We start from the raw sequence: 12,972 nt of genomic DNA on the forward strand, positions 1-12,972 counted from the left end.
GCCCGTAGGGTAAAACACGCACGCGATGCCAATTGTTGTGCGCCGGATGCCAAGGGAAAACCCGCTGACCTGTACAGGCTGGGAGAAACAAGTTTCGCAGGCATCCTAGCTGGAGGAAAACCCATGGGCAGCAAGTCGGTCATAGTCGTAGGCGCAGGTTCGGCTGGCTCGGTGGTCGCGCGCCGGCTCGTGGATGCCGGGGCGCGGGTGACCTTGTTCGAAGCTGGCTCCGAGGACACCAACCCTGCCATCCACGACCTCTCGCGCATGGGCGAGCTGTGGCATAGCAAGGACGACTGGGATTACCACACCGTCCCGATGGCCGGGGCAGCGAACAAGCCGATGCACCTGCCACGGGGCAAGGTGCTCGGCGGTTCCCACGCGCTGAATGCGACCATCTGGGTGCGCTGCGCCCCGCAGGATTTCGATGACTGGGCCAAGGACTGCGGCGAGCAGTGGGCCTGGAAGAATGTCCTGCCGATCTACAAGGAAATCGAGAACTTCTCTGGCGGCGCCAGCGAATTCCACGGCAGCGATGGGCTGGTGCCGGTGGACAACGACTACGAGCTGGATGAGATCCACCAGTCGATTATCGACGCCGCGGTGCAGTCCGGAATCGGATTCAATCCCGACTACAACGGCGAGCAGCTGGAAGGCGTTTCCAAGGAGCAGATCAACGTTGCTGGCGGCGAACGCATCAACACCTGGAAGGCCTATCTGAAGCCGGTGCGCGAGCGCATGGAAATCATCACGGATGCCGAAGTGCATTCGGTGATCCTCGAATCTGGATCCGCGGTAGGCGTGCGCTACCGGATCGGCGGGCAGCTGCAGGAGCTGCGCGCAGATGAGGTGGTGCTCAGCGCCGGTGCCCTGGGATCCCCGCAAATCCTGTTGCGCTCAGGGATCGGCCCGGCGGCCGAGCTCGAAGCCGCGGGCGTCATGCCGCTGCATGAGCTGGACCAGGTGGGAAAGAACCTGCATGACCACCTGCTGGCGCCGGTGATTGCCGAAACCACCACCCGCGCGATACCCGCCCCGCGTGCCGGGGTCTCCGTCTCGCAATCGCACATGTTCACCCGATCCCGCGAGGGCCTGGATCGCCCGGACACCCAGCCGATCTTCTTCGCCGTGCCCATGTACTCCCCGGGCATGGAACCGGTCGACGGCACTGCCTTCACCTTGCACTCCGGGATCGTCACCCCGCACAGCCGCGGCGAAATCACCCTGGGCGGGCCCGGCCTGGATGACCCGGTGAACATCGATTTGAATGTGCTGGATGATCCGCGGGATATGCAGGCATTCCTGGTATCGATGAAGCAATGCCGCGCGATGGTGGAGCAAGATGCCTTGGCCGGGGACTGGGGAGCGAGGGAAATCTACCCGGGCGAAGAAATACGCGGCGATGAGCAGCTGGAGGATTACATTCGGAACAACGTCGTGACCTACCACCACCAGGTGGGTACCTGCCGCATGGGCACGGATGCGCAGGCCGTGGTGGATCCGCAGCTGCGGGTACGCGGCTTGGAAGGGCTGCGCGTCATCGATGCCTCGATCATGCCCAAGATCACCACCGGCAACACCAATGCCCCGGCCATCCTCATCGGCGAACTGGGCGCCAAATTCCTCTTGGCTGATCTTCGGCTCTGACAGGCGGCGCACTATGGCCGTGGCCAAGGAGAACGAGCCCTCACCTTCCAAAAGACGACGATTCCGCGGACCGCAGCTGGCGATGGAACGCGCGCCAGCTGCGTGTGAGATACATCGAATAAACTGCTTCAGGGCGAAATCGTTTCAAGCTGAAATGCTATTTTGAAGGGATGAACGAACACCGGATTCCGCAGTTCCAATGGAACTCGCTGAGCTATCTCACCGCCCGAGCCGGACGCATCGGCACCCAGGAGCTCACCGAGCTGATGGAATCCGAGTCCTTGTCCCGGCATCATTTCACCATCATCTGCGCGCTGGAGGAGTTCGGCGGCATCTCCCAGAACGACTTGGCAGATCGCTCGAATGTGAACCGCGGCCATCTGGTGGCCTACCTCGATCAGCTGTCGAGCCGTGGGATCCTGGAACGCGAAGTTGATCCGGAGGACCGCCGCCGCAACGTCATCACGCTGACTCCCGAGGGCCGGAAATTCGCTGCCCGGGCGATGGAGGCTGCCTCGCATAACGAAGCCAAGGTCTTCGGCGCATTGGATGAGCCGCAGCGGGAGCAGCTGCGCGCCTTGCTGCAGCTGGTCGCTACGCAGGACGGCGAGGCACGCCAGTGAAGCGCCACTTAGAAGAAATAGTGCAGCGCAGCGTCGTCGTGGCCCCGCACCGCCCGTCGCTCATCCCGGCAGCCAAGGCGACGATCAGCCTGGCCGCGCCGCTGATCCTGTTGGCCGGCCTTGGCCGCCTTGACTGGGCAATGTATGCAGCGTTCGGCGCCTTCTGCGCGGTCTTCGGCCGTTTCGACGCGTACGCGCCGCGTTTCTGGCAGCAGCTCTCGGCAGGTATCGTGCAACTGGCCGCAATGCTGCTGGGCACCTATTTTTCGCTCATCGAGGCACCGTTCCCGGTACGCGTGCTCGTGCTGGCATTCATTGGTTTTGGCGCCAACTACGTCTCCCATGCCACGCGCTGGATGCCGCCGGGACCGGTCTTCGCGGTCTTCGCCGGCGGCGCCTGCCTGGGCATCCCGGCCACTTCGCAAAGCTTCACCGGGGTGCTGCTGGCCGGCGGCGGAACAATGGCCTTCAGCATGCTGCTGATGCTTGGCCTGTCGATGCGCAAAGCCAACCTGCTTCATACCCTGCGCTCCGGATACGCCTGGTCGCCCTCGCGCCGGGCCATGGCCCAATCGCTCCAAATGGGCACGGGCGTGCTGCTGGCGGGAATAGCAGGGCATCTGCTCAGCGACGGCCACTGGTACTGGGCCAGTCTCGGCGCGATCGCCGCAGTCACCGGCGCTGATGCCTATGCGCGGGTAGCCCGCGGGCTGCAGCGCTGCGCAGGCACCTGCATTGGCGTAGCGCTGACCGCAATAGTTTTCGCCTTCGATTCCCCGGTCTGGGTAATCCTGGCCGCTGCGCTGGCCTCGCAGTTCGTCATCGAGCTGGTGATTCTGCGCAACTATGCGGTGGGGATGGTATTCATGACGGTCACCGCACTGCTCATGGTCCACCTGGTCAGCCCTGAACCGGCCGCGTCCCTGCTCATCGACCGCATTTCCATGACGGCGCTGGGCGCTTTGGTGGGTGCGGTGCAGAGCATTGCCATTTCGCTGCTGGTGGCCCGCCGCCGCCAAGGCCGAACACCGGGGGCTACCAGTGCTCGGTGACCACCTGCGCTTCGAGCTTGCCGGCCTCGATGGAGATATGGCGGGCTAATTCAAGGTCCAGTGTTCCCAGATGCTCGGGCTGGTTGTGCGTTAGGCGCAGCTCGACGATGGTAACCCGCCACTCCAGGTGCGGATGCCGGTTGTCCTGCTCGGCGCGCAGGCCTACCTGGACAATGAACTGCAAGGCCGTGCTCGCGCAATCGAAACGGTAAGCGGCCCGCAAACCCAAGTCATCACGCTTCCAATCAGGCAAGGCGCCCAGCCTCTGATCGAATTCGAAGCGCGGTAACGGACCGGTTGATGCCATGGTTCTCTCCTCCAAGCGGCAGCGGGTCGGACTATGCAAGTGGTTGCTGCCTGCCATCATGATCGCATCGACCCCGGCTATTGCGTTAGCGATCCCAGCGACTATGCAGTTAGGCCCCGGCATCTGGTGATGCCGGGGCCTGATCGAGAGACCTGTCAAGTGCTCGGGCTACTGGCGGATGTCCTCGGCAACCTGTGCGGCGGTTTCCGCTTCGCGCTTGGCGAACGATTCCGCATCACGGTAGGTGGAGGCCTCATAGCGTTCGTGCGCCACCTTGGCCAGGTGCGCGGCGCGCAGTGCCTGGTGCTGGGGGTTGCGGCGGATGTACAGGTAGCCTGCGCCCAGGATCAGGAACCATGCCGGGGTGATCAGCAGGGCGCTGAAGGTATCGGCCTGGGTGGTTAGTGCCCACAGGATGAAGCCGAAGAAGCCGAGTACCACGTAGGGCATGACAACCCCGCCGGGCACCTTGAACTTCGAAGCATCATGAAGATGCGGGCGGCGTGCGCGGAAGACCAGGTAGCTGAGCAGGATGATGGTCCACACGAACATGAAGCACAGGGCCGAGACGGTGGTGACCAGGGTGAAGGCGCCCATCACCGAGTCGCCGCTGTAGAGCAATGCGACGCCTGCCAGCAGGAACATGCAGGAGAACATCAGTGCGTTCTTCGGCACCTTGCGGCTGGAAAGCTTGGCGAAGCCCTGCGGCGCATCGCCTTCCATGGACAGGCCGCGCAGCATCCGCGAGGTCGAATAGATCCCCGAGTTGGCGCTGGAGGTCGCGGAGGTGAGCACCACGAAGTTGATGATGCCTGCCGCACCGGCCAAGCCGGCCAGGGCGAACATGCCCACGAACGGGGACTGCTCGGCGGAGAACAGGTTCCACGGTTCCACGGTCATCAAGATGATCAAGGCTCCGACGTAGAAGAACAGGATGCGGATGGGGATCGAATTGATCGCCTTGGGCAGCGTCTTTTCCGGGTCCTTGGTTTCCGCTGCGGTCGTGCCGACCAGCTCGATGCCCACGAACGCGAACACCGCAATCTGGAAGCCGGCGACGAAGCCCATGAAGCCGGTGGGGAACATGCCGCCTTCGGTCCACAGGTTGGAGAAGGAAGCGGTGGCCGAGTCGTGCTCGAAGCCAGTGATGACCATGACCAGGCCGACCACGATCAGCGCGCCGATGGCCACGATCTTGATCAGCGCGAACCAGAATTCGGTTTCGCCGAAGGCCTTCACGGTGGCCAGGTTCAGCACCAGCAGCAGTGCGATGCAGCCCAGCGCCGGGATCCACAGCGGAAGGTCGCCCCACCAGAAGGCGACGTAGTGGGCGATGGCCACCACGTCGGCAATGCCGGTGACTACCCAGCAGAACCAGTAGGTCCAGCCGGTGAAGAACGCCGCCCACGGGCCCAGCAGATCCCCGGCGAAGTCGGCGAAGGTCTTGTATTCGAGGTTGCTCAGCAGCAGCTCGCCCATAGCGCGCATGACGAAGAAGAGCATGAAGCCAATGATCATGTAGACGAAGATGACCGACGGGCCGGCGACCGAGATGGTCTTGCCGGAGCCCATGAACAAGCCGGTGCCGATGGCGCCGCCAATGGCGATCAGCTGGATGTGACGATTGGAGAGCCCTCGTTCGAGTGCGGGGCCAGAACTGGTGGTACTCATGCTGATTGCCTTCCAGGAGTGTGGTGTGACGCCTCGAAGCGCTCCTGCCCCCAAGCCCTGAAGGCTTGGAGAGCAGCTGCTCGCTTTGAAGAACGCATCCGACTAGGAAGGATTCCAGTTGGGCATTGCGCTGCATGCTGCGCTCAGAGCAGTTGCTGCGAATGCCACGGTGAGTCCCTCGAAACTGGTGCGCTCGGTGCGGCACGGTTCTTGGTCCCTCCCCAATCTGTATTACAACCTGAGAGTTTTCACTTCCACCCGAATACTGGGTGAAGCTTGCTCCTTCGGTGAGCCCGGACGAACCTGGGCTGCTTTCCAGAGGTGCCTGTTCGTAGCGGTACAGGTGCCTGAGAGTTTCCCGGGGAGGAAATTGCTCCTACGGCGCCCGCCCATGGTGTGAGCGGATCTCTCCCGCCACGCATCAACGGCATATGTGGTGATTGCCATCACAGTATGCGCAGAAAAATGAACGTGGTGCAAGTCGCAATTTCACACTTCGGGCCCCGGATAACCGCTTGGCCACGCCAATCGTGGAAAGTGGCTGGCGAAATGGGGGATTCTCCGCTTCGTAATGATTCGGGAAGCAAGGGCATGGATGCGGCAAAGCGGGGCATCGGTTCAACCGATGCCCCGCGTGGGGAGGTACGGAGGGCTACTTCCCGAACCGTCGCAGCCGCAGCGAGTTCAGTACCACCAGCACCGAGCTGGCTGCCATGGCCGCTCCGGCGATCATCGGGTTCAGCAAGCCCAGGGCCGCAATCGGAATGCCGGCAGTGTTGTAGGCGAAAGCCCAGAACAGGTTCATCTTGATGGTGGACAGGGTTCGGGCCGACAGGTCGATGGCCTGCGTGACCTGATGCAGGTCGTTACCCATCAGGGTGATGTCCGCGGCTTCGATGGCCACATCGGTGCCCGAGCCCATGGCGATGCCGAGGTCGGCCTGCGCCAGTGCTGGCGCGTCATTCACGCCATCGCCCACCATGGCCACGACCTTGCCCTGCTCTTGCAATGAGGTGATCGCCTGGGCCTTGCCGGCAGGGAAGACCCCGGCGAATACGTCCTCGGCCTTGATGCCTACCTGGGCGGCAACCTCGGTAGCCACCGACTGGTTGTCGCCGGTCAGCAGCACCACGCGCAGGCCGCGCTCCTGGAGTTCGGCAATAGCTTTTGCGGAGCTGTCCTTGATCTTGTCCGCCACCGAGATCACTGCCTGGAACTGCTGGTCCACCGCGACCAGGATGGCGGTCGCGCCGGCCTGCTCGGCTTCCGCGAGCATGGCCTTGGCGGAGTCATCCAAGGACGCGCCCTGGGCTTCGAGCCAGCTGAAGCGGCCTACGGCAACGCGATGCCCGTTGACCGTGCCGACCACGCCGCCGCCCGGATCGGAATCGAAGTCGCTGGCTTCGGGCAGCGGGCCCAAGCCGGCTGCGGCCTTGGCGATGGCCTGGGCGATCGGATGCTCGGAATGGTGTTCCACGGCACCGGCCAAGGCCAGGACCTCATCGGGATCGACTCCGTCGATGGCCCGGGTGCCCTGATGGGCCATGACCCCGGTGGTCACGGTGCCGGTCTTGTCCAGCACGATGGTGTCCAGCTTGCGGGTATCTTCCAGGACCTGCGGCCCGCGGATCAGGATGCCCAGCTGCGCGCCGCGTCCGGTGCCGACCAGCAAGCCGATCGGGGTCGCCAGGCCCAATGCGCAGGGGCAGGCGATGACCAGCACGGCGACCGCAGCGGTGAACGCCTGGTAGGGATCGCCGCTGGCAAAGAACCAGGTCACGAACGTGAGCAGCGCAATGGCCAGTACGATCGGCACGAAGACGGAGGATATCCGGTCAGCCAGGCGGGCAATGGGCGCCTTGCCCGATTGGGCTTCGGAGACCAGCTTGCCCATCTGGGCCAAGGTGGTGTCCGCGCCAACGCGGGTAGCTTCGATCACCAGCCGGCCCGAGGCATTCAAGGTCGCGCCGGTGACTTCATCGCCGGGCCCGGCCTTCTGCGGGACCGATTCGCCCGTAAGCAGCGAGGTGTCTACCGCGCTGGCGCCGTCAATGACCACGCCGTCAGTAGCGATCTTCTCGCCGGGGCGCACCACGAAATGGTCCCCGACCTGCACCTGCCCGGCCGGGATTTTCACTTCCGCGCCGTCGCGAAGCACCACTGCATCCTTGGCGCCCAGGTTCAGCAAGGACTTCAGCGCATCGGATGCCGAGGACTTGGCGCGGTGCTCCAGGAAACGGCCCAGCAGCAGCAAGGTGGCCACGACGCCGGCAGTTTCAAAGTAGAGCGCATGCTCGGACATGGACATGCCGATATGGGCGGTCAGCTGCGGATCGAGGATCAGCTGCACTGCAGAGAAGAAGTAGGCCGCGAGCACACCGAGGGAAACCAGAGTGTCCATGGTCGAGGCCAGGTGCCGTGCGTTGACGGCCGCTGCCTTGTGGAAAGGCCAGGCGCCGTAAAAGACCACGGGAGTGGCCAGCGCGAAGGCGACCCAACCCCAATGCGGGAACTGCGCTGCGGGAATCATGGAAATGATGAACAGCGGAATGGTGAAGATCGCGGAGACCAGCAGGCGGCGCAGCAGGTGGTTGGGCACCATGTGCTCGTGCCCGCCGTGATCATGCTCCCCGTGTCCCTGGTGATCCGAACCGGCGGGTTTGGGCGGGTGCTTGAGGGAAGCGGTATAGCCGGCGGCTTGCACCGTATCGATCAGTGCCTCATCGGTGACATCGGCTGGGACCTGGACCTTGGCGGTTTCCAGGGGCAGGTTCACCGTCGCGCTGACACCGGGCAGCTTGCCGAGTTTGCGTTCCACCCGATTCACGCACGAGGCGCAGGTCATTCCCTGGATGTCCAGATCGACGGTGCGCAATTCGGGGATTGTTTCATGCGGGGCATGGGAAGTCATGATTTACGACCTTGCACTTTCTTGCCGTTGTGGCTTGGTGCCTGGCTTTTTTGCGGCTAGGCGTTAATTGCTTCGACGGTGTAACCAGCCTCGTCGATGGCATTGCGAATGCTCTCTTCGCTTACGGTTGCGCTGGTGGTGACGTTGGCGGTGGACACGCCCTTCGCATCGAGGAACACTTCCACCTCTTGCACCCCATCAAGCTCCTTGAGCTCCTCGGTGACAGAGGATACGCAGTGGCCGCAGGTCATGCCGGAGATCTTGATTTCCACATGGCTAGTCAGCGGGGTGCTCTGCTCGCGGGGAATGATCTGCAGGCCCTGGTTGGAGTTCTTTTCCGAGGAGCATCCGCAATTGCAGTTGTGGCTCATGATCTTGCTCTCTTTCGATGAATTCTGTGTGAATTGGAAATGGGTCCGTTGGGGCGCGCTCAGCGCACCAAACGGGAGATGGCGGCCGTGGCCTCGGCGATTTTGTCTTGCACGATGGATGGATCACCCGTCTCGATGGATGACTTGGCCGCATCAACCACGCAATGGCCGATATGGTCATCGATCAGCTGCACGCTGACCTTGTGCAATGCCGCGTTGATAGCGGAGATCTGGGTCAGGATGTCGATGCAGTACTTGTCTTCATCTACCATCTTGGCCACTCCGCGCACCTGGCCTTCAATGCGCTTCAGACGTCGTTCCAAGGCGCTTTTATCCGCGTGATAGCCGTGGTGCTCAGCTGTTTCATGTGGCGTGTGGTTGGTATCCATATAACGATCATACCCCCTAGGGGTATTAAGTCAAGTACCCCCTGGGGGTATCCAGCATCCCCCAGCCGGAGAGGGAAGCACGGTAGGATTTCACCCGTGAGCCACAACGAACTTCATGTGCGTCCGATTTCCGGCACCGAGCACTCATCATTCCTTGAGACCGCCCAAGACGTCAGCTTCCTGCAGCGTCCCGAATGGGCCCAGGTCAAGGGCGGCTGGCGCGGTGAATCCCTCGGCTGGTTCGAGGAAGACGAGCTGGTAGGCGCGGCACTGGTGCTGCATCGTGCAGCCCCGGTCATCAAGAAGACCCTCGCCTACATCCCCGATGGCCCGGTCATCGACTTCGGCACCTATGCTCCTGGACAGGTAATCCAGCCGCTGGCCGCCTACCTGAAGAATCGTGGCGCATTCCAGCTGAAGATGGGCCCGGGACTGGCCGTGCGCACCTGGGGTGCCGCCGCGGTGCGCAAGAACCTGGGCAAGGAAGGGTTCACCCAGCTCGCTGACCTTGAAACCCAGAGCACCTCAGGCACCGCGCTAGCGCTGAATGACGCCTTGCTGGAAATGGGCTTCTCCAAAGAAGATGTGGGACTGGACTTCGCTGCGGGCCAGCCGGAATTCGTGGCCCGCGTGGCGTTGCAAGATGATGACGGCAACCAGCTGGACGTGGACCAGGTCATGGCCAGCTACTCGGCGACCACCCGCAACGAGACCCGCAAGGCGCTGAAGAGCACCCTGGAAATCGAAGTCGGCCAGACCAAGGACATGGCCCGCTTCCATGCCCTGTACAACCACACCGCGGATCGCCAGGACTTCACCGGCCGCCCGCTGGGCTACTTCGAGAAGATGCACACCGTGCTCAACGAAGCGGTGCCGGGCTCCTGCACCCTGTACATCGCCAGCAATGAAGGCGTGGACCTGGCCGCATCCATTGTCATCCGTTCCTCGAACCTGGCCTGGTACCTGTACGGCGCTTCCTCCTCGGAGCAGCGCAAGCTGTTCGCGCCGAAGGCGATCATGCAGCACATGGTCATCGATTCCATCGAGGCAGGTTGCCGCTATCTGGACCAGGGCGGCGTGAGCGCGACCCTGGACAAGGAGCACCACCTCTCGGGGCTGACCAAGTTCAAGACCAACACCGGCTGCGACATCGTGCAGACCAACGGCGAGTGGGACCTGGCGCTGAACAAGCCCCTGGCGTGGGCCTTCGAAAAATACATGAACTGGCGCAAGAAGTAGGGAAAACACCACTTTGGCAATCGATCCAACCCAGCCATTTGTCCCGGTCATCCTCGGCGGGGACATCGGCACCTACACCTTGGCGCGCGAATTCTACGAGGCCTACGGGGTGCGCTCGGTGGTTCTGCCGGCTGCCGGCAACGGCGTCATCGAGCACTCGGTAGCCATCGAACTGCGCCCCATCGGCTCCATGGCCGACGAGGGACGCGTAGTCGCGGCCCTGGTCGAGCTGGCCGATGAGCTGAAGGCCGCGGCGGATCGGCCGCTGATGCTTTTCGGCTCCCTGGACTTCCACATCATGCTGATCGCCAAGAACCGTGAGCAGCTTGAGGAACAGTACGTCATCCCGTACCCCCAGCTGGAAACCATCGAGGGTGCGGCACTGAAAGAGAACTTCTACGCGCTCGCCGAAAAATTGGGCATCGCCCATCCGCGCACCGCCGTGTATTACCCGGGAACCCCGCTGGATTCGCTTGTAGGTTCCTTCGACTACCCGGTCATCGGCAAGCCATCGAGCTCCGCGGATTGGATCGCCGCCAAGTTCGAGGGCAAGCAGAAGATCCACACTATCGACAGCCGCGCCGACCTCGAAGCCCTGGTTTCCAGAATCGATGGCAGCGGCTACGACTCGGGGTACATCTTCCAGGAGTACATTCCGGGTGGAGATGACGCGATGCGCCTGTGCACCTACTTCGCCACCCAGGAAGAAAAGGTCATCTTCGCCGGCTACGGCGAAGTGGTGATCGAGGAGCATGCCCCGCTGGTGCTGGGCAATTCGGCCGCCATTGTCACCGGTCGCAACGATGCGATGGCCGCCGATGGCGCGCGCATGCTCGAAGAACTGGGCTGGCGCGGAATTGCCATGATCGATGCCAAATACGATCACCGCGATGGCCAGATCAAATTCTTCGAGATCAACCCGCGCCTGGGCCGCAACCACTTCTACCTGACCGCAGCCGGGGTGAACCCGGCCCGTTTCTATGTCACCGAGTTCCTCGGCGCGCAGTTCGATCAGTCGAACCCGGAAACCGACGCGGTGGTGGACACCGGCACAGGTGTCTTGCAGCTGTCGCGCCAGCGGCTATTCACCGTGCTGCCGCACCACTTGCTGCGCCGCTTCCTGGACAGCGGAACCGGCCGCAAGGCAGAAGCACTGCTCAAGGCAGGCAAGGTCTCGAACCCGTTGAAGTTCGCAGCCGAGAAGAACCCTCGCCGCAAGCTCTATCTGCTGTTGAATGCGGCCAACCACTACCGCAAGTTCAAGGCGTTCCCGCCGCGCACCCAGTAGGATTGCCCAGGCCTAGGGCCTAGGAGTGGCCGGTGGTTGCGGTTTGAAGGCGTCTCCAGGAATTGCCCACCCGTCGCGCGCCTGGACCCAGGGGCTTTGGGCGACCTGCGCCCCGTCGAGGATGTCAAGGGACGTCGGCTGGCCATCGTATTGGGGTGCGAGCTGGACCGGTTTCATCCCCTTGGCTGCGGCGATGACCAGGGCAACGGTTTCATCCGGATCCTGGGACGTTGACATGGCATTCCAATCCAGCGTCGAAATCACCGCTTCGCCGGAAGGGATGGCAACGCGTTCAAGGAGGATATCCGGTTCGGGCTGCAGCTCGATATCCGGCTGGGCATCGCCGGCCTCGTTGAGGAAATCGATCTGCGGGTAGGACTGCAACGCGCACGAGCGAGCAGAAATGTTCTTGGCGTAGACCGCCATGTACCGTGAACCGGCAGCTGCATCGGGTGCGCCGAGGGCTATTTCCAAGTCCCCCTCTGCGCACAACGGAGCTGGCTGATTCGCTGGCCAGCTTTTGACCTTGTCGGGAAGAACCACAGGCTTGGGAATCAGCCATTGTGGTTTCTTGTTTCCAACCCAGCCTTCAGCAAGGACCTCGTATCGAGGCGATGCCAGCTTGTAGGGCATGGGCTCGCCAAAGGGACCATGCCGCTCCAGCCATAAGCGGGTTTCCTTTTCCGCCTCTGCTGGCGCCTCGTTGCCGAGGACCAGGTTCAATCCGGAATGGTCAATGCTGGCGCTCTCGAAGACACCTCGCTTGGCCGCCTCGATAAGAAGCTGGAGCTCGGGAATATCAGTGCGATTCGCGGGCGAATAGCGCACGGATCGATCTGCTAGTGCCAAATCGGTGGGGTGCTTGGCCTGTGCAGCGAATTTTCCCAGCGCCAGCAGCTGCTCCAAATTAAACGCCGTGGCCGAGTAGTTAGCCGCACTTGCCGCGCCGAGCCCGCGTAGGCGGAATGCGAATGAAGCCCTCTCACCGAGAAGACCAGGCTTCGCTTGCTCTTCGCCTCCAAAGTGCGAAAAATTGTCGGAGACTTCCAGTGGGTAGGTTTTCGTCTTTGAGCCTGGGATATTCTGGGGTTCACCGGCGACAAAGGCCAGGTCGATGTTCCGCAAGCTCAGGGCATGGGCCCCAGCCTGGATCTGTTGTGCCATCTCCCGCACGATTACTTCCGCTTGTGCAGGATCGAGCTGATCCGATAGCACGAATTGCAGGTCAACTGACAGATCCGGTGCGGCCAAGACATCGTGATCCATGACCTCGGAGGACATCTGGACGCCAAGGACCCCGTCCCGGTCCTCGACGGCTGCAACGAAATCGCAAACTTCATCGGGCGCGTCGCAGGAATTCCATGGCTGCCAGATCACCAGGATGGCTGCGATAAGAGCCAGTGCGATGACGCTAGCTCCAGCGCGCAGTGAATTCATCTGGCTACTGTATCAAATGCGACCTCATGCTTGACCG

11 protein-coding genes and 1 riboswitch are annotated in these 12,972 nt (G+C 62.4%); of the genes, 5 read left to right on the top strand and 6 right to left on the bottom strand.

Annotation, left to right across the window (positions count from 1 at the left end):
• The first annotated feature begins 123 nt into the window (after nucleotides 1-123).
• The 3 genes from ACIOJF_RS09365 (at nucleotide 124) to ACIOJF_RS09375 (ending at nucleotide 3,322) form a co-directional block, all read left to right on the top strand.
• The gene (locus ACIOJF_RS09365; RefSeq protein ID WP_402741566.1) at nucleotides 124-1,647 is read left to right on the top strand and encodes a GMC family oxidoreductase; all 1,524 of its coding nucleotides are present in this window, start codon (nucleotides 124-126) and stop codon (nucleotides 1,645-1,647) included.
• Nucleotides 1,648-1,817: 170 nt separating this feature from the next.
• Complete coding sequence (locus tag ACIOJF_RS09370) at nucleotides 1,818-2,270, top strand: MarR family winged helix-turn-helix transcriptional regulator (RefSeq protein WP_105662061.1); 453 nt, start codon at nucleotides 1,818-1,820, stop codon at nucleotides 2,268-2,270.
• On the top strand, nucleotides 2,267-3,322 hold the full coding sequence (locus tag ACIOJF_RS09375; protein ID WP_332502702.1) for an FUSC family protein: 1,056 nt from the start codon (nucleotides 2,267-2,269) through the stop codon (nucleotides 3,320-3,322). Before ACIOJF_RS09370 ends, ACIOJF_RS09375 begins: the two co-directional genes overlap by 4 nt.
• Here the strand turns inward: ACIOJF_RS09375 and ACIOJF_RS09380 are convergent.
• The 5 genes from ACIOJF_RS09380 to ACIOJF_RS09400 all read right to left on the bottom strand — a co-directional run bounded on the left by ACIOJF_RS09380 (nucleotide 3,306) and on the right by ACIOJF_RS09400 (nucleotide 8,971).
• Nucleotides 3,306-3,629: a 4a-hydroxytetrahydrobiopterin dehydratase gene (locus ACIOJF_RS09380; protein ID WP_166650861.1), complete on the bottom strand. Its 324-nt coding sequence runs from the start codon at nucleotides 3,627-3,629 to the stop codon at nucleotides 3,306-3,308. The two genes, ACIOJF_RS09375 and ACIOJF_RS09380, sit on opposite strands and share 17 nt — an antisense overlap.
• Before the next feature lie 168 nt (nucleotides 3,630-3,797).
• On the bottom strand, nucleotides 3,798-5,300 hold the full coding sequence (gene cycA / locus ACIOJF_RS09385; RefSeq protein ID WP_402741567.1) for a D-serine/D-alanine/glycine transporter: 1,503 nt from the start codon (nucleotides 5,298-5,300) through the stop codon (nucleotides 3,798-3,800).
• Between the two features lie 325 nt (nucleotides 5,301-5,625).
• Nucleotides 5,626-5,724, bottom strand: a riboswitch (glycine riboswitch).
• A gap of 228 nt (nucleotides 5,725-5,952) precedes the next feature.
• Nucleotides 5,953-8,211, bottom strand: a complete 2,259-nt coding sequence (locus tag ACIOJF_RS09390; RefSeq protein WP_402741568.1) for a heavy metal translocating P-type ATPase — start codon at nucleotides 8,209-8,211, stop codon at nucleotides 5,953-5,955.
• Nucleotides 8,212-8,267: 56 nt separating this feature from the next.
• Nucleotides 8,268-8,582 (bottom strand): heavy-metal-associated domain-containing protein, encoded by a 315-nt coding sequence (locus ACIOJF_RS09395; protein WP_105656112.1) that lies wholly within the window; start codon nucleotides 8,580-8,582, stop codon nucleotides 8,268-8,270.
• A 59-nt stretch (nucleotides 8,583-8,641) separates the two neighbouring features.
• Nucleotides 8,642-8,971 (bottom strand): metal-sensitive transcriptional regulator, encoded by a 330-nt coding sequence (locus tag ACIOJF_RS09400; protein ID WP_105656113.1) that lies wholly within the window; start codon nucleotides 8,969-8,971, stop codon nucleotides 8,642-8,644.
• 96 nt (nucleotides 8,972-9,067) lie between these two features.
• On the opposite strand from ACIOJF_RS09400, the gene ACIOJF_RS09405 reads away from it, so the two are divergent.
• Nucleotides 9,068-10,210 carry a peptidoglycan bridge formation glycyltransferase FemA/FemB family protein gene (locus ACIOJF_RS09405; RefSeq protein WP_105656114.1) on the top strand — a complete coding sequence of 381 codons (1,143 nt, stop codon included), beginning with the start codon at nucleotides 9,068-9,070 and terminating at the stop codon, nucleotides 10,208-10,210.
• A gap of 13 nt (nucleotides 10,211-10,223) precedes the next feature.
• Nucleotides 10,224-11,498, top strand: a complete 1,275-nt coding sequence (locus ACIOJF_RS09410) for a carbamoyl-phosphate synthase (protein ID WP_332595279.1) — start codon at nucleotides 10,224-10,226, stop codon at nucleotides 11,496-11,498.
• 12 nt (nucleotides 11,499-11,510) lie between these two features.
• Here ACIOJF_RS09410 and ACIOJF_RS09415 read toward each other — a convergent pair whose 3' ends face one another.
• Nucleotides 11,511-12,935, bottom strand: a complete 1,425-nt coding sequence (locus tag ACIOJF_RS09415) for a DUF4232 domain-containing protein (protein ID WP_402741569.1) — start codon at nucleotides 12,933-12,935, stop codon at nucleotides 11,511-11,513.
• Between the last annotated feature and the right edge of the window lie 37 nt (nucleotides 12,936-12,972).

Origin of the sequence: Glutamicibacter sp. NPDC087831 (genome assembly GCF_044742845.1) — a bacterium.
GTDB lineage: Bacteria > Actinomycetota > Actinomycetes > Actinomycetales > Micrococcaceae > Glutamicibacter.